Annotated in this window: 20 protein-coding genes; 10 read left to right on the top strand and 10 right to left on the bottom strand. The window is 67.3% G+C overall.

All coding sequences use genetic code 11. The features are described from left to right. Positions 1–16: 16 nt before the first annotated feature. Positions 17–2,128, bottom strand: a complete 2,112-nt coding sequence (locus A4W93_RS00205; protein WP_085748692.1) for a bifunctional rhamnulose-1-phosphate aldolase/short-chain dehydrogenase — start codon at positions 2,126–2,128, stop codon at positions 17–19. Positions 2,129–2,302: 174 nt separating this feature from the next. Here A4W93_RS00205 and A4W93_RS00200 point away from each other — a divergent pair, with 174 nt between their 5' ends. After that, positions 2,303–3,244 carry a LysR family transcriptional regulator gene (locus tag A4W93_RS00200; protein WP_085748691.1) on the top strand — a complete coding sequence of 314 codons (942 nt, stop codon included), beginning with the start codon at positions 2,303–2,305 and terminating at the stop codon, positions 3,242–3,244. Here A4W93_RS00200 and A4W93_RS00195 read toward each other — a convergent pair whose 3' ends face one another. Next, the gene (locus A4W93_RS00195) at positions 3,245–4,681 is read right to left on the bottom strand and encodes an HD domain-containing phosphohydrolase (protein WP_237357650.1); all 1,437 of its coding nucleotides are present in this window, start codon (positions 4,679–4,681) and stop codon (positions 3,245–3,247) included. Between the two features lie 49 nt (positions 4,682–4,730). Continuing rightward, positions 4,731–5,492 carry an alpha/beta fold hydrolase gene (locus A4W93_RS00190; protein ID WP_085748690.1) on the bottom strand — a complete coding sequence of 254 codons (762 nt, stop codon included), beginning with the start codon at positions 5,490–5,492 and terminating at the stop codon, positions 4,731–4,733. A gap of 458 nt (positions 5,493–5,950) precedes the next feature. On the opposite strand from A4W93_RS00190, the gene A4W93_RS00185 reads away from it, so the two are divergent. Further along, entirely contained in the window at positions 5,951–7,300 is a 1,350-nt protein-coding gene (locus A4W93_RS00185) for an MFS transporter (protein ID WP_085748689.1), read from the top strand. A gap of 733 nt (positions 7,301–8,033) precedes the next feature. Beyond that, a complete protein-coding gene (locus A4W93_RS00180) occupies positions 8,034–9,047 on the top strand; it encodes a reverse transcriptase family protein (protein ID WP_157782098.1) in 1,014 nt (337 codons plus the stop codon). Here A4W93_RS00180 and pstS read toward each other — a convergent pair. The 3 genes from pstS to A4W93_RS00165 all read right to left on the bottom strand — a co-directional run bounded on the left by pstS (position 9,032) and on the right by A4W93_RS00165 (position 11,586). Then, complete coding sequence (gene pstS / locus A4W93_RS00175) at positions 9,032–10,087, bottom strand: phosphate ABC transporter substrate-binding protein PstS (RefSeq protein WP_085748687.1); 1,056 nt, start codon at positions 10,085–10,087, stop codon at positions 9,032–9,034. The two genes, A4W93_RS00180 and pstS, sit on opposite strands and share 16 nt — an antisense overlap. A 69-nt stretch (positions 10,088–10,156) precedes the next feature. Beyond that, positions 10,157–10,813 (bottom strand): peroxiredoxin, encoded by a 657-nt coding sequence (locus A4W93_RS00170; protein ID WP_085748686.1) that lies wholly within the window; start codon positions 10,811–10,813, stop codon positions 10,157–10,159. A 98-nt stretch (positions 10,814–10,911) separates the two neighbouring features. Then, positions 10,912–11,586 carry a Crp/Fnr family transcriptional regulator gene (locus A4W93_RS00165; RefSeq protein ID WP_085748685.1) on the bottom strand — a complete coding sequence of 225 codons (675 nt, stop codon included), beginning with the start codon at positions 11,584–11,586 and terminating at the stop codon, positions 10,912–10,914. Between the two features lie 228 nt (positions 11,587–11,814). Here A4W93_RS00165 and fusA point away from each other — a divergent pair, with 228 nt between their 5' ends. Continuing rightward, positions 11,815–13,878 carry an elongation factor G gene (fusA, locus tag A4W93_RS00160; protein WP_085748684.1) on the top strand — a complete coding sequence of 688 codons (2,064 nt, stop codon included), beginning with the start codon at positions 11,815–11,817 and terminating at the stop codon, positions 13,876–13,878. Between the two features lie 18 nt (positions 13,879–13,896). On the opposite strand, the gene A4W93_RS00155 is transcribed toward fusA, so the two are convergent. Continuing rightward, positions 13,897–14,541: an NrsF family protein gene (locus tag A4W93_RS00155; protein ID WP_085748683.1), complete on the bottom strand. Its 645-nt coding sequence runs from the start codon at positions 14,539–14,541 to the stop codon at positions 13,897–13,899. Then, positions 14,538–15,089: a sigma-70 family RNA polymerase sigma factor gene (locus tag A4W93_RS00150; RefSeq protein ID WP_085748682.1), complete on the bottom strand. Its 552-nt coding sequence runs from the start codon at positions 15,087–15,089 to the stop codon at positions 14,538–14,540. The genes A4W93_RS00155 and A4W93_RS00150 overlap by 4 nt, the downstream gene beginning before the upstream one ends. 158 nt (positions 15,090–15,247) lie before the next feature. On the opposite strand from A4W93_RS00150, the gene A4W93_RS00145 reads away from it, so the two are divergent. From A4W93_RS00145 to A4W93_RS00125, 5 genes are read left to right on the top strand one after another with little or no spacing between them, the layout of a single operon-like run. Then, positions 15,248–15,538 carry a BufA1 family periplasmic bufferin-type metallophore gene (locus tag A4W93_RS00145; RefSeq protein ID WP_085748681.1) on the top strand — a complete coding sequence of 97 codons (291 nt, stop codon included), beginning with the start codon at positions 15,248–15,250 and terminating at the stop codon, positions 15,536–15,538. A 21-nt stretch (positions 15,539–15,559) separates the two neighbouring features. Continuing rightward, positions 15,560–16,372: an MNIO family bufferin maturase gene (bufB, locus tag A4W93_RS00140; protein WP_085753984.1), complete on the top strand. Its 813-nt coding sequence runs from the start codon at positions 15,560–15,562 to the stop codon at positions 16,370–16,372. Next, entirely contained in the window at positions 16,369–17,118 is a 750-nt protein-coding gene (locus tag A4W93_RS00135) for an HvfC/BufC N-terminal domain-containing protein (protein ID WP_085748680.1), read from the top strand. Before bufB ends, A4W93_RS00135 begins: the two co-directional genes overlap by 4 nt. Beyond that, positions 17,115–17,558, top strand: coding sequence for a DoxX family protein (locus A4W93_RS00130; protein ID WP_085748679.1), 444 nt, complete (start codon positions 17,115–17,117; stop codon positions 17,556–17,558). The genes A4W93_RS00135 and A4W93_RS00130 overlap by 4 nt, the downstream gene beginning before the upstream one ends. Positions 17,559–17,583: 25 nt before the next feature. Continuing rightward, positions 17,584–18,396, top strand: a complete 813-nt coding sequence (locus tag A4W93_RS00125; protein WP_085748678.1) for a J domain-containing protein — start codon at positions 17,584–17,586, stop codon at positions 18,394–18,396. Here the strand turns inward: A4W93_RS00125 and A4W93_RS00120 are convergent. Then, positions 18,309–19,429, bottom strand: a protein-coding gene (locus A4W93_RS00120) for an IS3 family transposase (RefSeq protein ID WP_407081698.1) whose coding sequence is annotated in 2 segments (ribosomal slippage) — positions 18,309–19,165 and positions 19,165–19,429 — 1,122 coding nt in all. Because the reading frame shifts where the segments join, the coding sequence is not laid out codon by codon here. The two genes, A4W93_RS00125 and A4W93_RS00120, sit on opposite strands and share 88 nt — an antisense overlap. Before the next feature lie 43 nt (positions 19,430–19,472). Between A4W93_RS00120 and A4W93_RS00115 the strand changes: the two genes are divergently transcribed. Further along, positions 19,473–19,841 carry a hypothetical protein gene (locus A4W93_RS00115; RefSeq protein WP_085748677.1) on the top strand — a complete coding sequence of 123 codons (369 nt, stop codon included), beginning with the start codon at positions 19,473–19,475 and terminating at the stop codon, positions 19,839–19,841. A 110-nt stretch (positions 19,842–19,951) separates the two neighbouring features. Here the strand turns inward: A4W93_RS00115 and A4W93_RS00110 are convergent, their stop codons facing one another. Beyond that, complete coding sequence (locus A4W93_RS00110; RefSeq protein WP_157782097.1) at positions 19,952–21,370, bottom strand: Eco57I restriction-modification methylase domain-containing protein; 1,419 nt, start codon at positions 21,368–21,370, stop codon at positions 19,952–19,954. Position 21,371: the final 1 nt, after the last annotated feature.

The following is a 21,371-nucleotide window of genomic DNA, read 5'->3' as shown; positions in this document are numbered from 1 at the left end:
GGTGGTGTCCGTTCGGTCAGCGCGTGAACGCGGCGAGGTTGCCGGCGTCAACGTTGAGGATGTTGCCGGTGCTCTTGGCGCTCAGGTGTTCGGCGGCGAGGAAGTACGTGGCCTCGGCGATGTCCTCCGGGTACACGCTGCGCTTGAGCATGGAGCGGTCGCGGTAGAAGGCTTCCAGATCGCCCTCGCCGATCTTGTTGGCCGCGGCGCGTTCCTCGCTCCACTTGCCGGTCCAGATCTTCGAGCCGCGGATCACGGCGTCGGGGTTGACGACGTTGGAGCGGATGCCGAGCGGTGCCCCTTCGAGCGCGAAGCTGCGGCTCAGCTGGATCTCGGCCGCCTTGGCCGCGCAGTAGGCAGTGGCCTGGTTGCTGGCCACCATGCCGTTCTTGCTGGCAATCATCACGATGGACCCGCCCGTGCCCTGCGCCTTCATCTGCCGGAAGGCCTCGCGGCCCACCAGGAAGTAGCCCTTGGCGAGGATGTCCTGGTTGCGGTTCCACAGTTCGAGGCTGGTGTCTTCCAGCGGCGCGGCCGAGGCGATGCCGGCGTTGCTGACCAGCACGTCGATGCCGCCGAACTCGACGGCCGCCGACTCGAACGCGGCCATCACGCTCGCCTCGTCGGTCACGTCGCAGCGCACGCCGCGCACGTGGTCGGCGCCGTACGCTTTCGCGAGGTCGGTGCCCACGGTGGCGAGCGCCTCGGCGTCGATGTCGGCCAGCACCACGCAGCCCCCGTCGGCCAGCAGCCGCCGGGCGATCGCCTGGCCGATGCCGCCCGCGCCGCCGGTGACGAGGCCCACCTTGCCCACCATGGGCTTCGGCTTGGGCATCCGCTGCAGCTTGGCTTCCTCCAGCAACCAGTACTCGATGTCGAACGCCTCCTGTTCGGGCAGGCCCACGTAGCGGTCGACCGCATTCGCCTCGCGCATCACGTTGATCGCGTTGACGTAGAACTCGCCGGCGATGCGGGCGGTGGCCTTGTCCTTCGCGATGGTGACCATGCCAATGCGCGGCAACAGGACGACGACCGGGTTCGGGTCGCGCAGCGGCGGGCTCGTGGGGCGCTTGTTGCGCTCGTAGTACGCGCTGTAGTCGGCGCGGTAGCCGGTCAGCAGGGACTGCAAGGCGGTGCGCAGCGCGGCGCCCTCGAGGCGGTACACCGACTGGGGTACCACCAGCGGGCGGATCTTCGTGCGCAGGAAGTGGTCGGGGCACGAGGTGCCCAGCACGGCCAGCGGTTCCAGGTCGGCGGAGTTCACGAACTCCAGCACCTCGGGCGACGTGTTGACGTGCAGCAGCTTCGGCGCGCCCTCGGCCGACAGGCCGCGCAGCACCGGCAGCACCCGGGCGAGCGTGGTGCGGGCATCGTCCGCCGCCAGCGTGTCGACCACCTGCCCGCCGAACACCTGCACCTTGCGGGCCGCCCGTTCCTGGGCCAGCCACGACTGGGCGCGTTCGATCAGGTCCACCGTGTTCTCGAAACACGCCTTGGAGGTGTCGCCCCAGCTGAAGAGCCCGTGGCCGCCCAGCACGATGCCGCGCAGGCCCGGGTGCGCCTTGTCGTAGGCGGCCAGCTGCTGGCCCAGCTCATAGCCGGGACGCAGCCACGGCATCCAGCCCACCGTGCCCTCGAACACCTGCTTCGTGATGGCCTCGGAGCGGGCCATCGCGGCGATGGCGATCACCGCGTCGGGGTGCATGTGGTCCACGTGCGTGTACGGCAGCGACGAATGCAGCGGCGTGTCGATGGACGCCGCGCGGCCGTTGAGGTTGAAGGTGCAGTGCGGCAGGTAACCCACCATCTCGTCCTCGTGGGCGAGGCCGCGGTACAGGCCCTTCAGGGCGCGCAGCTTGTCCATGTAGAGGGTGGAGAAGCCATCGAGCTTCATCGAGCCCACGTCGCCGCCCGAGCCTTTGACCCACAGCACCTCGACCTGTTCACCGGTCAGCGGGTCGCGCTGCATGACCTTCGCCGAGGTGTTGCCGCCCCCGTAGTTGGTGATGCGCAGGTCGGACCCGAGGAGGTTCGACCGGTACAGCAGCAGACCGGGTTCGTCGAGCGTGGCGGCGCGGGCGTCGTCCCACCGCGGGAAGGGCTTGGAGGAGGGCGTCGGGGTGTTCATGGGAGCGGACTGTAGGCAGCCCACCCTTCAGGAGCAATTGATAGACTCTGATGAAACCCATCAGAGAACTCTGATGTTGCAGTGCTTCGATGCCCGGGAAGCGTCCGCCCCCCACGGTAGGCCCGTTTCACCGGCTTGCGCCTGCGGGAAAGTCCTGAACCGACGACGCGTCCGATGAAGAACCTGAACCTGCGCCACCTGCGGATTTTCGAGACCATCGCCAGCTGCGGCAGCTTTTCGCGCGCGGCCGACCAGCTCGGGATGAGCCAACCGGCGGTGTCGATGCAGCTGCGCCAGCTGGAGACCGACCTGGGCACCGTGCTGTTCGAACGCCCGCAGCGCCAGCGCCTGACCGAGGCCGGGCAGGAACTGCTGCAGCACGCCCGGATGATCCTGGCCCAGGCGCGGGCGGCCGAGGACGCGATGGCGCTGTACGAGGCCGATCCGAACGAGTCCGGCGCCGGGCCCCGGGGGGCGCGCGGGCTGCTGCACCTGGGTGTGGTGTCCACCGCCCACTACTTCGCGCCGCGCCTGCTGAACGAGTTCCACCGGCGCCACCCGGAGGTGCGCCTGAAGCTCACCGTGGCCAAGCGGCACGAGGTGCTGGCGATGCTGCAGGAGCACCGGCTCGACCTCGCGATCACCGGCTACCCGCCGTCGGAGGCGGACGTGGAGGCGCAGAGCTTCGCCCGCCATCCGCACTGCATCGTCGCGCCGCCCGACCACCCGCTGGCCAGGCGCCGCAAGCTCGGGTGGGGCGACCTGCGCGACGAACACTTCATCTTCCGCGAGAGCGGCTCGGCCACGCGGCAGTTCTTCGAGCACCTGCTGCAGTCCCAGTCGATCCAGGTGCGCGTGGGCATGGAACTCGCGGGCAACGAGACCATCAAGCAGGCCGTGATGTGCGGCATGGGCATCAGCTTCCTGTCCGCGCACGCGTTCCAGGTGGAACTGGCGGCCGGGCTGATGGTGGTGCTCGACGTGGTCGACATGCCCAAGCACATCGACTGGTGCGTGGTGCAGCGGCGCGACACGGTGCTCACCGGCGTCAACGCCGCCTTCCGCGAGTTCGTGTTCGAGCAGGGGGCCGCGGTGGCGGCCTGCCGCGTCTCCTGATCAGAGCAGGCCGAGCGTCATCGCCTTCAGCGTGGCCGCCGCACGCGTCGAGCATTCGAGCTTGCGGAAGATGTTCTCCAGGTGCGCGCGCACGGTGCTCGGGCTGATCTCGAGCACGCGGGCGGCTTCCTTGTTGCTGTCGCCGAGGCTGATGCGGCGGAGCACCCCCACCTCGCGGGCGGACAGCAGCGTGGGTGCGGGCGCCGCGGGGGCCGGGGCGGCACCGCCCGTCAGCACCGCCACCACGTCGGCGTCGAAGCGCCCCTGGGCCGCCTCGTCGCGCAGGGCGTTCGCGGCCTCCTCCGCGCCCAGGGCCGGGTGGGCGGGACGGTCCGTGCGCAGCCAGGTCCAGTGCGCGGCCGCGGACAGCACCCGCGCCTCGGTGCCGATGGCCGCGCCCTTCGCGCCGCGGAAGCAGCCCGAGCCGTCGAGGCGTTCGTCGACGTACGACGCCACATCCGCCTCGGCCTTCAGCGCCTCGATGCGGCGGGCCGCCCGCTCGGTCCAGTACGGCACGAGGCGCAGGCGCTCCACGTCGGCCTCGTTGCGCACGACGGGCAGCTCCCACACGGTGTTGGGCACCGACGCGCGGCCGATGCCGTGGATCAGCGCGGCGCGGCGGATGCGGTGCTGGCCGGCTTCATCCAGGCCCAGGCCCGCGGCGCAGGTGGCGGCGGCCTCGGCCACGCGGCGCGAGAAGCCGGTGAGCCATGGCAGCTTCAGGTCGATCACGTCGGCGATCAGTTCGAGCGGGGCGGACGTGTCCGCGAGCGCGGCCGACGGCGGCTGCAGGTCGCCCGCGGCGCCCTGGTCCAGCGCGTGGAGCCAGTCGGCCGCATGCTCGCGGGCCAGGTCGGCGAGCCGTGCGGGGTAGCGCGCGTCGGCACGTTCGCCGATGAGCAGCAGCGCGTCGTGCAGGCCGTGCGTGCGCGAGAAGATCTCGAGATCCCCCGCGATCGTGACCACGAACACCGCCTCGGGGATCTGCGCCGCCGGCAGCCCGGCCGGCTTGCCGGTGCCGTCGTACGCCTCGAAGATGTGGCGCAGGGGCGCCTCCACCTCGGGCGGCAGCCCCAGCCGGTGGGCGATGTCGCCGGACACCTCGCAGTGGATCTCCGCGAGCGGCCCCACCGAACGGGCGAAGGCCGCGGCCGCCTGGGCCGAGGCCTGGGCGAGCATCGCCCGCCGGCCGCCCACGTCGTCGCCCAGCAGCGTGGCGAACTCGGGGGCGTTGGCGGTGCAGCCCGACCAGCGCAGCAGCGCGGCGCAGGCGGCATGTCCCTGGGCTTCCGGGGACGCGCCCGAGGCCGCGGCCAGGCGGGCGGCGAGCCAGGCGGTGCGGACCGAGTGGTCGACGGGCTGGCCCATGCTGAGGTCGCCGACGAAGGCGAGCGCCTTGATGGCGTCGAAGACGGGGATGCGGGAATCTGGGGACACGGGGCGGGGGCGTTGGGAGGCCGGTCCGGGGATCGGACCGGCCCGCACCTTACTTCGCCGCGTTCACGGCGTCCAGGATCACCGCGGCCACCTTCGCCGGCTGAGACTGCTGCGGCACGTGGCTGGCCTCCAGCGTGGTGACCTTGGCACCGATGCGCTGGGCCATGTCACGCTGCTGCGCCGGCGGGATCATGTGGTCGGCGTTCGTCACCACGTACCACGACGGCTTGCCCTTCCAGGCGGCGGTGGACACCTTCTGGCCGAAGGCCTCGCCGAAGATCGGGCCCTGGGTGGCGGTCATCACGGCGGTCTGCTTCGCGGGCAGGTCCTGGGCGAAGTGTTTCGTCATGCCTTCCTGGGTGAGGCGCAGCCAGCCTGCGGCGTCGGCCTGCAGGTGCGCGAGGCCGGCCGGCTTCGGGTAGCCCTGGCCCAGGTCGCCCACGGACTGGCCGGCGTCCGGCGCGAAGGCGGCCACGTAGACGAGCGACGAGACCTTGTCATTGGCGCCCGCCTCGGTGATCACGGTGCCGCCCCACGAGTGGCCCACCAGCACGACCTTGCCGGGCTGGGCGTCGATGGCGCGCTTGGCGGCGTCCACGTCGTCCTTCAGCGAGGACAGCGGGTTCTGCACGGCGACCACGTCCACGCCCTTGGCCTGCAGCAGCGGGATGACCTTGGCCCAGTCCGAACCGTCGGCGAAAGCGCCGTGGACGATCACGACGCTGGGCTTGGGCGTGGCCGGGGTGGCGGCGCCGGCGGTGAAGGCGGCGCCGAGAGCGAGGGCGGCGAGGGCGAGGCGGGTGGCTTGCATGGCGGGTCCTGACAGAGGTGTGTTGAAGAGCCTCTACTGTCGTTTCGGGGGGGTTTTGGCGCCATTGGACGAATGTCCGATCGGTCCCACGTGACCCCTTGAAACACCCGTCATCCCGGCGCAGGCCGGGACCTTGGGCTTGACCCGAAGCGCCCACGGCCCCGGCCTGCGCCGGGGTGACAGGTTGTTTTGCGGACGGATCTCTCGCTCCGGAGACCCCGTCCCGGCGAAAAATCGCCGAGTCAGGGAAAATACCAGGGTGTGACGCGGCTCCCGGCACCCCACCCCGTGGTGTCCGGCCAGCCGGCGGCGGGGGCCAACAGCCCTGCCTGGCGCCGAACCCCGTGGACCACGACTGCCGGCCGGCGCGCGCACGTGCCCGGCCTGTTTCCCTTTCCTGCTGTTCGCCAGCGTTCATCGGGTCGGTGCCCCCGGGCACCCGGACCCGCAAGGTCGTCATGTCTTCTGCTTCAACCCTCCCCGCCACGCCGCCGCGCAACTCGCCGCGCCAGGTGGCCATCGCCTCGCTCGTGGGCACGGCCATCGAGTTCTACGACTACTACATCTACGCCGCCGCCGCGGTGCTGGTGTTCAACACGCAGTTCTTCCCGAAGGCCGACGCCTCGGCCGCGGTGCTGCTGTCGCTGTCCACGCTCGCCCTCGCCTTCCTCGCCCGCCCCATCGGCTCGGCCCTGTTCGGCCACTTCGGCGACCGCATCGGCCGCAAGGCCACGCTGGTGGCCTCGCTGCTGACCATGGGCATCTCGACGGTGGCCATCGGCCTGCTGCCGAGCTACGACACCATCGGCCTGTGGGCGCCGATCCTGCTGTGCGTGTTCCGCATCGGCCAGGGCATCGGCCTCGGCGGTGAGTGGGGCGGCGCCGCACTGGTCGCCACTGAAAACGCGCCGGAAGGCAAACGCGGCTGGTTCGGCAGCTTCCCGCAGCTGGGCGCGCCCATCGGCCTCTTCGCCGCGAACGCCGCCTTCTTCCTGGTGAGCTACTTCCTCGGCCACGAGGCCATGGTGGCCTGGGGCTGGCGCATCCCGTTCCTGCTGTCGTTCGTGCTGGTGGCAGTGGGCCTCTACGTGCGCCTGAACCTGCACGAGAGCCAGGTCTTCAAGGACGTGGAGAAGGCCGGCAAGAAGCTGCACGCGCCGGTGAGCTCGGTGCTGCGCCAGTACGGCGCGCAGGTGCTGCAGGGCACGCTGATCATGACCACCACCTACGTGCTGTTCTACCTGATGACCGCCTTCGTGCAGGTCTACTCGAAGAGCCCGGTGGCCTCGTCCCCGGCCGGCCACGCACTGGGCCTCGGCATCCCCGCGAACACCTTCACCGGCATCCTGCTGATCGGCGCCATCGTCTTCGGCATCTGCACGAGTCTGGGCGGCGTGCTGGCCGACCGCTACGGCCGCCGCAACTGGCTGATCGGCGTGACCCTCGCCATCATGGTGTTCGGCCTGAGCATGCCCTCGTTCCTCGGCGGCGCAGGCGCCTGGACCGTGCTGCTGTTCGTCATCGTCGGCCTCGGCCTGATGGGCTTCACCTTCGGCCCGATGGCCGCGCTGCTGCCCGAACTGTTCCCGACCGAAGTGCGTTACTCCGGCGCCTCGCTCGCCTACAACTTCGGCGCCATCGTCGGCGCCTCGGTGCCCACGCTCGTGGCGCTCGAGCTCAACAAGAGCTACGGGCTGTGGGGCGTGGGGCTGTACATGGCCGTCAACGGCGTGCTGACGCTCGGGGCGCTGCTGGCGCTGCGCGAGACGCGGGACATCGATCTGGCGCGGGTGGGGTCGGCGGCCTGAGGCCCTCTCGGTCTGTTCACGATCGCCCTGGAAGAATGACGTGAACTGAAAACGCCCGTCATCCCGGCGAACGCCGGGATCCACTGTGCTCAGCGTCGGGGCTGGTCGACCAGATCGTGCCGACTTGATGTCGATTCCCGGGCGATGTCCGAAGGCACCCGACGAGGGCGCTATCAGACCAGGCCATCGGAGGCTGCGCCAGTAGTGGATCCCGGCGTTCGCCGGGATGACCGCGATCGTTTGAGCGCCAACACGCCTCAGACACAAGCATCGGTAGAACCGGTCGACGCGAACACGGGTTATTGCCCGTACCAAGTTCGGCCGGGCACCCTATCCTCCATGTCGCTTGGGCGAAGAGAGCACTCGCCAGTTAGTGAAGGCGGCTCCGGAAGAACCCGGGGCTGAAAGAAAACTCTGCGGTATGGGTCGCGCCTCCAGGGGCGGCCCGCTCCCGTGCGAGTTGGGTGCAACAGCGAACGCGGGGGCTCAACTGCTGCCGTCCACTCTCAGTCGAAACATGGCGAGAGGTCTCGCATGGTGCGAGGCCCGTTTCGGCAAAGGAGGGTCATCATGGCCCGACGGAAAAGACGCCCGAGTCGGCGGCAGGGATCGAAGGTCAACTGGATCGCCAAGTGCGCGGCGTACGTCAAGCTGCTTGGAAAGTGCCTGGTCGTGATCAAGGCGGCTTGGGAGATCCTGAAGGAGTTGATTGGAGATGACCCCGAGGATTCGCATGGCCCAGTCTGGGAACCAGACGGAGCTCGAACAGAGCCCCCTCTTCGGCATCTCCGACCCACGTGAACTCGCTGAGCTGGTTGCCACGCCACTTCCATCGTTGTGGCGAATCGCACGCGCTCGCGACAACTACACCGCCCTGCAAATGGAGACCGGCGGAAAGCTGCGGACCGTGAACAGGCCCTGCCGAGCGCTGGGCGCGGTCCAGCGCAGGATCCAGCACCTCCTCAGTTTCATCCCCCTGCCGGACTACCTTCACTCGGGCGTGCCCGGACGCTCCAACCTGACCAACGCCACCGTCCATCGGGATGGCGCTTGGCTGTGCCAGATCGATCTGAAGGCGTTCTTCGTTCAGGTGACTGACGCCAAGGTATTCCACTTCTTCTGGCAACGCATGCAGTGCGAGCCCGAGATCGCGACGCTGCTAACGCGACTGAACACCACGAACGGCCACGTGCCTCTTGGCGGCCATTGCAGCCTCCAACTGGCCTTCCTCGTCGCGCAGCCGCTGCTGGACGACCTTGACCGGACCGCCCGGGAAGAAGACATCCGCTTCAGCACCTACGTGGACGATCTCAGCTTCTCGGGAGCGAAGGCGACACCGTCCTTCCTGTGGGCCGTGAAGCAGATCATCCATCGGCACGGTTTCCGGTACCACCACGACCGCTGCCACCGCCCAGGCGGCCGGAGGCTCGTGACCGGCGTGCTGCTCCACAAAAGCTGCATGGAGGTGCGACCTCAGCTGGTACAGCGCATCTGGACGGACTGGTCGGCAATGTTCACGGCCCCGTCGGATGACGCGTCGTTGCGACCGCTTCAGGGCCGGTTGGCGGTGGCCAGTCAGATCGAACCGCGGTACCGCGAGGCGCACGACAGCATGAAGGTCATGCGCAAAACCTTGCGGGACTCACCCGAACCTGCGCTGGCCCCAGCATCTGTCTCCGCCCTGGCGAATCGAAAGCTCGTTCGGGCGAGGCTCAGCACCTCGGGATCAGCTCACTTCGACACGTAGTCGAGCACCTTGCCGTCCTGCGCCTTCACCACGGCGAAGCGGGCGGCGAGGCGGGCCTGCAGGATCACGGGCAGCGGCGCGAAGCCGGTGCCGCGGGTCAGGTCGTCGCCGTGCATGAAGCACCAGTAGAGGAAACGCAACGCGGGCAGCGCGTCGTCGCCCTTCGCGGGGGACGCGTCGAACAGCACGAAGCTGGTCATCGTGATGGGCCAAGCGGTGACACCGGGGCGGTCCATGATGGACGCCACGTCGTCGCCCTTGCGGGCCACGTCGCTCTCCTGGATGGCCGCGCGGAAGCCGGCCTCGGACGCCGCCACCCAGTTGCCGGCGGCATTGCGCAGCTTCACGGTGACGAGGTTGTCGCGCTCGGCGCGGTCGTAGCTCACGTAGGCGATGGTGCCCGGCGCGGCCTTCAGGGCCTTGACCATGCCGTCGTTGCCGTCGGCCTTGTCGACGGTGCCCGGCCAGTTGGGGCTCTGGCCCACGCCCACGTCGCGTTCGAACGACGGCATGGCCTTGGCGAGGTAGCGTGTGAAGCCGTCGGTGGTGCCGGACTTGTCGCCGCGCACCACGCGCTTGATGGCGGTGGACGGCAGCGTGAGGCCCGCGTTCAGCGAGGTGATGCGCGGGTCGTTCCACTGCGTGACCTGCCCGGCCATGATGGCCGCGAGCACCTCGCCGGTGAGCTGCAGGCGCTGGTTCGCGACGCCCGGCAGGTTGACCACCGGCACGATGCCGCCCACGAGCATGGGCACCTGCACCAGCTTGCGCTTCTGGAGTTCGTCGGCGGTCAGCGGGGAGTCGCTGCCGCCGAACTGCACGGCGCGGGCGGTGATCTGCTTGACGCCGTCACCCGAGCCCGTGGGCTTGTAGCGCACCGGCACGCCGGTGCGCTTCTCGAAGGTTTCCGCCCACTTCTGGTAGACCTTCGACGGGAACGAGGCCCCGGCGCCATCCACGGCGGCATGTGCCGCCGAGGTCACCGCGAACCACGCGGCCACGGACATGGCCAGCGTGCGGCCCCACTTGTTTCCCGTCATGATCGAACTGCTCAACTTCCGGTAAACCCGGAATTTTAAGCGGCCGTGCGGGATATCCCGCCCCCGGGATCAGGTGGGCTGCTTGGTCGTGCGCAGGTACGGCTTGATGGTCTTGAAGCCCGGGAACGACTTCTCGGCCTCTTCGTTCGACACCGCCGGCGTGATGATCACGTCGTCGCCGTTCTTCCAGTTCACCGGCGTGGCCACCTTGTGCTTCGCGGTGAGCTGCATGGAGTCGAGCACGCGCAGGATCTCGTCGAAATTGCGGCCGGTGGTCATCGGGTAGGTGAGCATCAGCTTGATCTTCTTGTCCGGGCCGATGATGAACACCGAACGCACCGTGGCGTTGGTGGCGGCCGTGCGGCCCTCGGACGAACCCGCCTCGTCGGCCGGCAGCATGTTGTAGAGCTTGGCGACGGCCAGGTCGGTGTCACCGATCATCGGGTAGTTGACCTTCGAACCCTGCGTCTCCTCGATGTCGGCCACCCACTTGCCGTGGCTGTCCACCGGGTCGACCGACAGGCCGATCAGCTTGCAGTTGCGCTTCGTGAACTCGGGTTCGATGCGGGCCATGTAGCCCAGCTCGGTGGTGCACACCGGCGTGAAGTCCTTCGGGTGGGAGAACAGGCAGGCCCACTGGTCGCCGATCCAGGTGTGGAAATCGATGCTGCCCTGGGTGGTCTGGGCGGTGAAATTCGGGGCGACGTCGTTGATGCGGAGGGACATGGTGCAACTCCTTCGGGTGAGGTTGGGATGGACGGAGTGTCGCTCCGCCATCCGGGTGGGTCTGTGATGAACGTTACGCAGTGGCGATCGGGTAAACCCTAGGCTGCTTCGAGTGTAGCGAGCCGCCGCAGGGCCGGCCCATCCACCACGTCGATCTGTTCCCGGCCCAGGCGCACCCAGCCCTGGTCGGCGAAGTTCTTCAGCAGGCGGCTGACGATCTCCCGCACGCTGCCCAGTTCGTCGGCCAGCGCCTGGTGGGTGGTGCGGATGGGTGTGGGTTTCGCGGCGAGCGACGCGGCCAGGCGCTGGTCGAGCTTCTGGAACGTCACGGCCGACACCAGCTGCAGCAGGTCCGACAGGCGCTCGGAGAAGCGGCTGAACACGTGTTCGCGGAACGAATCGCTCGTGGAGAACAGCGCCCGGAACGTGCCGGCGGGCAGCACCACCAGCTCCAGGTCCTCCACCACGAGGCAACGGGCCTGGTAGTGCGACTTGCCGAGCAGGCAGCTGCTGGTGAGGATGCAGGCCTCGCCCGGCAGCACGTAGTACAGGTGCAGCTCGCGGCCGTTGGGCGCCGCCTTGATCACGCGGGCGCTGCCCGACAGCAGCAGCGGGAAGCCCATGCAGGGCTGGTTCTCGTCGAACATCATCGCGCCGGCGGGCACCTTCATGTGCATGGCGTTGGCCAGCAGGTCGTCGAGGGTGACCGGGGGCAGGTCGCGCAGCATGGGGTAGCTGCTCAGCAGGAGGTCGCGGGTGGCGGGGGCGATCATGGGGTGGTCCGGGGCTGGGTGGGTGGGGCTCCGCAAGCCTCCGATGATCGCGCGATCGTGGCCCGACCGGAAGCCGCATTCGCGGGATGCCGTCATGGAACCCCGCCTTGCCGCGCGACGGCGGTTCCCGTAGGCTGGCGGCTGTAGCCCCCGCCGTGGCGTGCGCACCGCGCGAGGACTCGATCCGGATCCTTCCCGCCAGTTGCGCAATGCACGGAGGCCGTCGGCATGTCGAGTTCCAACACAGAGGGCCTGGCCCGCATCCGAACCGTCGCCCTCGTCGGGCAGACGGCCACCGGCAAGACGAGCCTCGCCGAAGCCCTGCTGGCCCGTTCAGGCGCCATCGGCGCAGCGGGGTCCGTCGAACGGGGCTCCACCGTCACCGACCACGATCCCATGGAACGGCGCCTGCTGCACTCCCTGCAGGCATCGCTGGTGCACTTCCAGCATGGCGACGCGTTGATCCACCTGATCGACACGCCCGGGTATGCGGACTTCGCGGGGCATGCGCTGTCGGCGCTGGAAGCCGTGGACACCGCCGCCATCGTCATCAACGCGCAGACCGGCATCGAGCAGATGGCGCTGCGCATGATGGACTGGGCGGGGCAGCGCGGGCTGTGCCGGCTCATCGTGGTCAACAAGATCGACGGGCAGGAGGTGGACTGCGGCGGGCTCGTCGAGCAGCTGCAGGTGGCGTTCGGGAAGGAGTGCCTGCCGTTGAACCTGCCGTCACGCGATGGGTCATCGGTGGTCGACTGCTTCTTCAATGCGGAGGACGATCCGTCTCTCGCGCCGCAGTTTTCATCGGTGTCGGCTGCACACCGTGCCCTGGTCGAGCAGGTGGTGGAGGTGGATGCCGGGTTCGTCGACCGGTACCTAAACGATGGGGACGTGGATCCGCGCGAGCTGCACGCGCCGCTGGAGCAGGCGCTGCGCGAGGGGCACCTGGTGCCGATTTGCTTCGTGTCGTCCCGCACGGGGGCCGGCGTGGGAGAGCTGCTCGACGTGATCGAGCGGCTGCTGCCCAATCCCACCGAAGGGAATCCGCCGCAGTTCCTCAAGGGCGAGGGTTCGGACGCCGCTCCCATCCCCGCAGCGCCCGACCCGGACCGGCACGTCATCGCCCACGTCTTCAAGGTCACCAACGACCCGTACGTCGGCAAGATGGGGGTGTTCCGCATCCACCAGGGCACCGTCACGCGGGACAGCCTTCTCTACATCGGCGACGGGCGCAAGCCGTTCAAGGTGGGGCACCTGTTCATGCTGCAGGGGAAGGAGCATGTGGAGGTGCCTCGGGGCGTGCCGGGGGATCTCTGTGCCGTGGCGAAGGTGGATGACCTGCACTTCGATGCCGTGCTGCACGATGCGGCGGAGGACGATCACCTGCATCTCAAGCCGCTGCCCTTTCCGGTGCCCGTGCACGGGCTCGCCATCGCGCCGAAGCGGCGGGGGGACGAGCAGCGGGTGTGGGAGATCCTGCAGAAGCTGGTCGACGAGGATCCGTGCCTGCGGCTGGAACACGTGGTGGCGACGAACGAGACCATCGTCTACGGGCTCGGGGAGCTGCACCTGCGGACGCTGATCGAGCGGATGAAGGAGGTGCACAAGTGCGATGTCGACACACGGCCGCCGCGCATCGCCTATCGGGAAACGATCACGTCGATGGCCGAGGGGCACCACCGGCACAAGAAGCAGACGGGTGGCGCCGGGCAGTTCGGCGAGGTCTTCCTGCGGGTGGAGCCGTTGTCGCGTGGCGAGGGGTTCCAGTTCGTCGATGCGGTGCGTGGCGGGGCGATCCCGGGGCAGTTCATTCCTGCAGTGGAGAAAGGCGTTCGGCAGGCGCTGGACGCGGGTGTGTTGGCGGGTTACCCGGTCCACGACCTGCGGGTCACGGTGCACGACGGGAAGTCGCACAGCGTGGACTCGAAGGAGATCGCCTTCGTCGTCGCGGGCCGCAAGGCGTGCATCGATGCGGTGCTGAAGGCGCAGCCCATCGTGCTGGAACCGGTGGTGAAGGTGGAGATCACGGCGCGGGAGCCGAGCCTCGGGGGCATCACGGGCGACCTGGCGTCGCGGCGCGGGCAGATCAGCGGGACGCAGACCTTGATCGACGGGAGCATCGTCGTGTCGGGGGAGGCGCCGCTGGCGGAGCTGGTGACCTACCAGACGCAACTCAATGGACTCACGGGTGGGGATGGGCGGTACACGCTGCAGCTGAGCCACTACGACCCGGTGCCGCCGAATCAGCAGGTGCAGTTGGCGAATCAGTACAAGCTGGGAGATGACGACTGATCGACCGGGAACGCCCCGTCACCACCTCAGCCACCGGCTCCCGATCGCCGCACCCGCCACCGTGGGCAACGCCATGCCCAGCACGTACCACACGGCAAGGAAGGGCGCCGTCAGTTCCGGGCAGTGCAAGGCGTACACCGCCGCGCCGGCACCGCCGGCGAGCGCGCCGGCCGCGGCGCCAGCCCACGCGGGCCGGGTGGGGGCCAGGGACTTCAAGGCCAGCATCGAGGACACCAGCACCGGCAGCGCAATGAAGCCGATGCTGAACGCGCAGCTGCGCCAGGTCTGGCCCCACAGCAGGGCCGGGCGTTCCGCCGCCGGGGCCAGCCACCAGGCCACGAGCGCGAGCGTCCACACGGCCAGCACCGGCAGCGCCATGCCGAACGCCACGGGGCGCCCCGCGTTCACCCCGGGGCGCGCGAGCCGCTGTGTTCCCACGAAGGCCGCCATGGCGAGCAGCGCCGGGAACAGGAGCTTCACCCAGAACATCGGCACCTGCGCCACCTGGGCCAGGTCGCGGCGGATGCCGTAGTCCAAGGCCACGATCGCCAGCGAGAGCGGCAGCCCCGCCAGCACGGCCAGCGCGAGGCGGCGGGTCGCGGCGTTCGGCGGCACCACGCGGGTGTCGGCCGCGAGCAGGTCCAGCAGCTGGTCGGTTTTCATGATGACGTCCTCAATCGGGCTGCCAGGGCCTTCAGGCCCCGGTGGATGCCCACCTTCACCGCAGACTCCGACAGGCCCGTCGCCCGGGCCGTCTCGGCCACCGACAGACCCTCGAGCTTCACCATGCGGATGGGCAGGCGCTGTTTGTCCGGCAGGGCTTCGAGCAGACCGTCGAGGTCCCGCCTGGCGTCGCTCGCCTCGTGGTCCGACGCGGCGAACACCTCGAGTTCATCGTCGAGCGGCTCGTGCAGCGCCTCGCGCCCCGACTTCGCCCGCAGCACGTCGATCAGCTTGTAGCGGGCGATGGCGTGCACCCAGGCCGTCAGGGGCTGGCCGCGTTGGTAGGTGTGGCGCTGGTGGTGCATGGCGAGAAGGCATTCCTGGACAAGGTCTTCGACATCGTCGGGCCAGCCGAACAGGCGCCGGCCGACGAAGGCGCGCAGGTGACCGCTCATGCGCTTCAGGAACGCGTGATACGCCTGTGCGTCTCCGTCGAGGCCGCGGAGGAACAAGCTGACCAGCTCGGCTTCGACCTGTTGGAGTGTCATCGGATCTTCATGGAGGAATTCGGTGCGGGCAGGCCGCCGGTTACAGCACGACGAAGAAAAAGATTACCCCCGCATTGTGTAACCCGTGGGGCCCTTCCGGCGAACTAGGAAACGACCGCGCCATGCCGGCCGGTCTTCAACCTCATCAGGAGCGAACCATGTCGAACCGTACCCTTGCCATCACCACCTTCGCCCTCGCCGCGCTCTCCGCCGGCGCCGCGCTCGCCGCCGACAAGCCCATGGCCGACGACAAGGCCGCCAAGATGGAGAAATGCTACGGCGTGTCCATGGCCGGCAAGAACGACTGCGCCGCGGGCGCCGGCACCAGCTGCGCGGGCACATCCAAGGTGGACTACCAGCCCAACGCCTGGAAGAACGTGCCCGCCGGCACGTGCACGTCGATCAAGACGCCGAAGGGCATGGGCAGCCTGACCCCGCCGAAGTCCTGAGCCGCGTTGCCGCCGGTCATCATGAAACTCACCGCAGGCGTGAGCCTGAAGCCGCAGCACTTCGAGGAGGCCGAGCGCGCACGCGCCGACGGCCTGTGGTTCGAGGTGCATGCCGAGAACTACATGGTGGCCGGTGGGCCGCGGCTGGCGTGGCTGGAGCGGATCCGGTCGTGCCACCCCATCTCGCTGCACGGGGTGGCGCTGTCGCTCGCGGGCGACGGGCCGCCGGACGCTGCGCACCTGCAACGGCTGGCTGCACTCGTGCGGCGCATCGAGCCGGTGCTGGTGTCCGAGCACCTGGCGTGGTCGCGTCGTGGCGGGGTGTACTTCCCGGACCTGCTGCCGTTCCCGCGCACCACCGAGGCATTGCACCGCATGGCCGCGAACATCGAGCTCACGCAGCAGGCGCTCGGGCGTCGCATCGCCATCGAGAACCCGTCGCACTACCTCGCGCTCGACGGGCACGAGTGGAGCGAGGTCGACTTCCTGCGCGAGCTGGCAGTGCGCACGGGGTGCGGGCTGCTGCTGGACGTGAACAACGTGTTCGTGTCGGCGCACAACCTCGGAGGGGATGCCGTGGCGTACCTCGATGCGTTTCCGGTGTCGCACCTGATGGAGGTCCATCTGGCCGGGCACAGCCCGGATGCGCACACGCCGTTGTTGATCGACTCGCACGATGCGCTCGTGTCGCCCGAGGTGTGGGGCCTGTATCGGCACCTGTTGACGCGCACCGGGCCGGTGCCCACCTTGATCGAGCGGGACGACCAGGTGCCTGCGTTCCACACGTTGCTGGCCGAACGTGAAATCGCGGTTCGGGTGGAGGCGCTGCCATGACCCATGCCGCATTCCATCAGGGCTTCGTGAAGACGTTGCAAGGTGCCACGGGGGATCCCGCCATGGCCGTGTACCGCAACACCGTGGTGAAGGGCTGCATCGACGCGCTCGAAGCGAACTTTCCGGCCGTGGTGCGGCTGGTCGGGCGCGACTGGTTCCGTTCGGTGGCGGCCCTGTACGTGGCCGAGGAGCCGCCGCGTGATCCGCGCTTGTTCGCGTATGGCGGCGGGTTCCCGGCGTTCCTCGGGCGCTTCGGACCGGCAGCCGACCTGCCCTACCTCGAAGGTGTCGCCTCGCTCGACCAGCTCTGGGTCGAGAGCTTCGCCGCGGCCGATGCCGACGCCTTGCGGGCCGATGCGCTCGTGGGGCTCGCCCCCGACGCACTCGGCGGCTGTCGGCTCGTTCCCCATCCCGCCGCACGGTGGTCGTGGCATCCCCGGCTCCCCATCGCCACCCTCTGGTCGCACAACCGTGAGTGGGGCGTTGACACGGACCTCGGCGACATCGCCTGGCAAGGCGAGGGCGTGTTGCTGACCCGGCCGGCGTTGGACGTGCAGTGGTGCGGCCTCACCGCGGGCGGTGTGGCGCTGCTCACCGCGTGTGCGAAAGGCCATGCCCTGGCGGACGCCGCCTCTGCCGCGCTCGCCGAGGAACCCGATTGCGACCTGGCCGCCACCTTGGCACTGCTGCTCGAACAAGGCGCCTTTGCAGCCGCATCACTTTCTTCACGAGGACTCGAACCATGAACGCAATCCCCCTGCCATCATCCCGCCGCCTCGCGGACCTCCTCACCCACCTCACGCCGCACGACCTGCTGGCCCTGGTGAGCCGCATCGCGATCGCTGCCATCTTCTTCCTCTCGGGCCGCACCAAGGTCGAGGGCTTCCTGACCGTGACGGACAGCGCCGTCGACCTGTTCCGCACCGAATACGCCCTGCCCTGGATCCCGCCCGACATCGCAGCTCACATGGCCGCGTATGCGGAACACCTGTTCCCGCTGCTGCTCGTGCTCGGCCTGTTCACGCGCCTGTCGGCGCTTGCCCTGCTGGGAATGACGCTGGTGATCCAGTGTTTCGTCTATCCGTCGGCGTGGCCGACGCATCTGTCGTGGGCGGCGATGCTGCTGTACCTGGCGGGGCGAGGTGCGGGGCGCTGGTCCCTGGATCGGGTGTTCCGGATGCCGTGACGCAGGACTGCTTCAGAATGAGCAGATGTTCGAACCTCAGCGCACCGAAGTCGTTCCCACCGCCACGACAGGAGACGGCCGTCCCCTCACCCCGGCACAGAAGCGCTTTCAAACGCTGGTGACGCGCATCGAAGCGGAGCGGCGTACCTTGAGCGCTTGGCAGAGCCATGCGCCGGCGTTTCGCCAGGCCTACTCGGAGGCGATGGATCCACTGGTGGACGAACTGGACGTGGTGACCCGGCAATGGGCGTTCGCGCTGGATGGGGCCCTCGCCAAGGACTCGTGGACGGCCACCCAGCGCACCACGTTGCGCGAGCTGCTGTGCGAGGCGGCGGCCAACGTGCTCGCGGCAGGCGACGACGCGGAACTGAAGGCCCTGTTCGACAAACATGCGGACGTCGAGTACGACACGGAGCAGCGCATCCGGCTGATCGCCATGATGCTGGAGGCCGAAGCAGAGACCGGGCTCGACCTCGGGGACGATGACATCGCCTCGGAAGAGGAGCTGGACGATCGCATCCGGCAAAGCAAGGCCGCAGCGGCGGACGCGGCGCCCGAGGCCGAGCCGTCGCCGCAGGCGAAACCGCACGCCAACGCTGCCGAGGCCTCACGCTCCCTGCGCGAGATCTACCGCAAGCTGGCCAGCGCGCTGCACCCCGACCGCGAAAGCGACCCGGTTCAACGCGAAACCAAGACCGCGCAGATGCAACGCGTCAACCAGGCCTACGACAGCAGGCGTAAGCTCCCCCGTCAAGTAGACATTCCATTCCTGGAGTCTGCGGCAGTGGTCAGCCTAGGCAGGAACTTGCGCGGAGGCAGCCCGCCCAGGGCGTCGTGAGGTCGGTGCTCGTTGTAGTCGAGCAACCATTCCTCGGTGATGTGTTGAACCTGCTGGATCGAATGGAACAGGTACGTGTCGAGCACCTCGGTGCGGTACGTGCGGTTGAAGCGCTCGATGTAGGCGTTCTGGTTCGGTTCGCCCGGTTCGATGAAGCGCAGCGCGATTCCCTTGGCCGCGGCCCACTCGGTGAACTCGTGCGAGGTCATCTCGGGGCCGTTGTCCAGGCGGATCGAATCGGGCCTGCCGTACCAGTCGATCAGGCGACTGATCGTGCGGATCAAGCGCCGCGCCGGGATCGATGTTCCGATCTCGATAGCGAGGGCCTCGCGATTCGCCTCGTCGATCACGTTGAGTGTGCGGAACCGGCGGCCGTCGTAGAGCGCGTAGTGCATGAAGTCCAGGGCCCAGCCCTGGTTGACGAACTCGCCCGCCTGCAGCGGCACCGGGTCGCGTTGAGGAACACGCTTCTTCGTTCGCCTCGGCAGGTTCAGTCCCATTTCGCAGTACACGCGCCAGACCCTCTTGTGGTTCCACGGCCGTCCGTCCAGGCGCAGCCGATCAAAGCACTTCCAGAAGCCCCAACGGCTGCGACGTTCGACCACAACGTTCAGGGCCTCGATCACTTCGGCATCTCGCACCAGGCCATCCACTGGCCCTCGGTAGTACGCCGCCCGCGACAGGCCTGCAGCTGCGCAGGCCCGCTTGATCGGCACACGGTGATCCTCGATCATGAGTTGCACCGCCTGCCGCTTCGCAGACGGCGTCACCACTTTCGGGAGACAACGTCCTTCAGTGCGGTGTTCTCCAGGGCCAGATCGGCGTACATGCGCTTGAGCTTGGCGTTCTCGGCCTCGAGCTCGCGCATGCGCGTCAGGTCGCTCACCGAGACGCCCGCGTACTTGCTCTTCCAGGCGTAGTACGTCGCTGCGCTGATGCCGTGCTTGCGGCACACCTCGGCGACGGCCAGCCCCGACTCGCCTTCCTTCAAGATCGCCACGATCTGGCTCTCGCTGAACTTGCTCTTTCTCATCGCGTCCTCTTCTTCCTTGTGAGGCCGCATTTTCCAGATTCAGGTGTCTATTGGTTGGGGGAGCTTACGCAGGGACCTGCTGTCGCTGCTGCAGCTCCAGCTCAACATCGAGCAGATCGACACCCATCACGTCGCTGATGTGGGCGACCAGCGGCTGCGGCACTACAACGAGGTGCTCAGTGAGCAGTTGGAGGAACTCAAGGACGAGGTCCACGACGTCGCGACCGACTTCTGCATGGAGTTCGACCTGGAGAGCTGGCCGCTGCCCAGGCCGGAGAAGTTAATCCCTTTCATGGAGCGGGCGGTGCGAGAGGTGAAAGATGACTTGTTCCGGGTGCAGTGCAATCTGCGGATGTTAGGGGATGTGGAGGTGACGAAGAAGTGGTTGAGAGGGCAGAGGATTCGGCGTTAGGCACCGATTGGATTCTGGCCTGATTAGGCTATTGCCGCCTTGATCGTTATGACCCTTTGAGTGCTTGACGCAACAATCAAGACCTGACTCCACGCTTCACGTTACCCCGCTCAAATCAGTGCTGATTCCACTGCCTTTCCAAACTGCTTCTCGGGCAGTTGATAGACATCTAAAACGAGCGCGGCGTCGCGCTTGTCGGTTGCTACGTCCCAATCTAGAAGTCTCTTCTGAAGGGACGCTTCTAGGCTGTTCCAGGCTGGAATGCGAACTTGGCGCAGTACGTTGCCATCAAATCGCTTCACATTTCCGGCGAATCGAGGAGCAAGTACGGCGGCAAAAAAATCCAGCGTCCCCGCACGCATAAGAGCGAATAAGGCCGCCAATGGCCACTCCCTGCTTGTCATCGCATATAGTGCATTAGAGTGCTGCGCACCGCCAGCGGAAATTGAGACACGAGCAACTTTGGACATGCCAGCGATAAGCAATTTGGGCGCGGCCACTCTGGCTAAGTTCAAATTATCGATGGTGCGATACCAAGAATCTTGCGATTTAACGCACGCTCGCTTTCGAAGGCCTATTTCGTAAGCTTTTAGATGATTCCGCAGATTCGGATACTTACTGAGCTTAATGAGATCGCCGTTAGCCTCCCAAACATTTACGACCTGCGATGTTGCTTTTACTTCGCCGCTATCGAGTAAGTCGCTTGTCCTTACGAAGGGTATTAGTCTCGTCTTCTCAATTTTGGAGACTCCCTCAATAACAAACGCTTCTGCCAGTCCAAGCGCCATTCCGCATCTAACATCAACGCCGGCAGCCGAAAGCGTAGGTTGTGTTGCCAACACCTGTTGAAACGCAGCGGCCAAACTAGGGGGAGCAAGTACTGCACTCCGAGTTCCGTTCAACCCACCGTTGTATCGGCCTGTTCCAGGAGTAGCGGCTACCAGCAACTTTTTCTTCAAATCTGCGAGAGAAGAGGCTACCCCCATGACGGGCGAAGTTTCAGAACCTCGTTCCAATATAGTAATTGCCGCGTGCGCATCAACTTTCCGCGTTCCTAGAAAAACTGGGGCGTCATGAACCGCTATATGCATCGCCAAATGCGCGTTTTTTTCGATTTCTGCTCTGGCAAACGAGCCGTATGAGCAGCGGAGCCACCGATCTGAACATACAAATGCAAGTCGTGAGGTCGTTTGGCTTAGAAGTTGTACAGCGCGGCAAACAAATGCCAAGCAGAGGTCTCCCCGAGCAGCATAAGGCGGAAGTTGTTTTTCGTAAGCTTCGCGCAATGCAGCTGGCACTTTAGACCAGCGCATGTAGGGCGGGTTGCCGACAACGTCGGTAAAGCTCATGAGCCCCGTTGCCAAGAGGAAATCTTCGCACCGGAGCCATCTAGCGGCGATTCTCGCAGCGGAAGCTGATGCAACGCCGGCGACGCGAAGCTTTTCCACAAGCTGCCTACGCAGCCCCGACGCGGTCGATTCATCGAATTCAAACGCAACGATTGCGTTCGACAGGGCCTGCTCACTCATT

It is taken from the genome of Piscinibacter gummiphilus, assembly GCF_002116905.1.
GTDB lineage: Bacteria > Pseudomonadota > Gammaproteobacteria > Burkholderiales > Burkholderiaceae_C > Rhizobacter > Rhizobacter gummiphilus.
The sequence above is the reverse complement of the archived record's forward strand: the minus strand, read 5'-3'. Positions and strand labels throughout refer to the sequence as shown.

Coding starts and splice junctions, on each gene's coding strand:
- A4W93_RS00205 (WP_085748692.1), bottom strand. CDS start 2,128: ATGAACACCCCGACGCCCTCCTCCAAGCCCTTCCCGCGGTGGGACGAC.
- A4W93_RS00200 (WP_085748691.1), top strand. CDS start 2,303: ATGAAGAACCTGAACCTGCGCCACCTGCGGATTTTCGAGACCATCGCC.
- A4W93_RS00190 (WP_085748690.1), bottom strand. CDS start 5,492: ATGCAAGCCACCCGCCTCGCCCTCGCCGCCCTCGCTCTCGGCGCCGCC.
- A4W93_RS00185 (WP_085748689.1), top strand. CDS start 5,951: ATGTCTTCTGCTTCAACCCTCCCCGCCACGCCGCCGCGCAACTCGCCG.
- A4W93_RS00180 (WP_157782098.1), top strand. CDS start 8,034: ATGGCCCAGTCTGGGAACCAGACGGAGCTCGAACAGAGCCCCCTCTTC.
- pstS (WP_085748687.1), bottom strand. CDS start 10,087: ATGACGGGAAACAAGTGGGGCCGCACGCTGGCCATGTCCGTGGCCGCG.
- A4W93_RS00170 (WP_085748686.1), bottom strand. CDS start 10,813: ATGTCCCTCCGCATCAACGACGTCGCCCCGAATTTCACCGCCCAGACC.
- A4W93_RS00165 (WP_085748685.1), bottom strand. CDS start 11,586: ATGATCGCCCCCGCCACCCGCGACCTCCTGCTGAGCAGCTACCCCATG.
- fusA (WP_085748684.1), top strand. CDS start 11,815: ATGTCGAGTTCCAACACAGAGGGCCTGGCCCGCATCCGAACCGTCGCC.
- A4W93_RS00155 (WP_085748683.1), bottom strand. CDS start 14,541: ATGAAAACCGACCAGCTGCTGGACCTGCTCGCGGCCGACACCCGCGTG.
- A4W93_RS00150 (WP_085748682.1), bottom strand. CDS start 15,089: ATGACACTCCAACAGGTCGAAGCCGAGCTGGTCAGCTTGTTCCTCCGC.
- A4W93_RS00145 (WP_085748681.1), top strand. CDS start 15,248: ATGTCGAACCGTACCCTTGCCATCACCACCTTCGCCCTCGCCGCGCTC.
- bufB (WP_085753984.1), top strand. CDS start 15,560: ATGAAACTCACCGCAGGCGTGAGCCTGAAGCCGCAGCACTTCGAGGAG.
- A4W93_RS00135 (WP_085748680.1), top strand. CDS start 16,369: ATGACCCATGCCGCATTCCATCAGGGCTTCGTGAAGACGTTGCAAGGT.
- A4W93_RS00130 (WP_085748679.1), top strand. CDS start 17,115: ATGAACGCAATCCCCCTGCCATCATCCCGCCGCCTCGCGGACCTCCTC.
- A4W93_RS00125 (WP_085748678.1), top strand. CDS start 17,584: ATGTTCGAACCTCAGCGCACCGAAGTCGTTCCCACCGCCACGACAGGA.
- A4W93_RS00110 (WP_157782097.1), bottom strand. CDS start 21,370: ATGAGTGAGCAGGCCCTGTCGAACGCAATCGTTGCGTTTGAATTCGAT.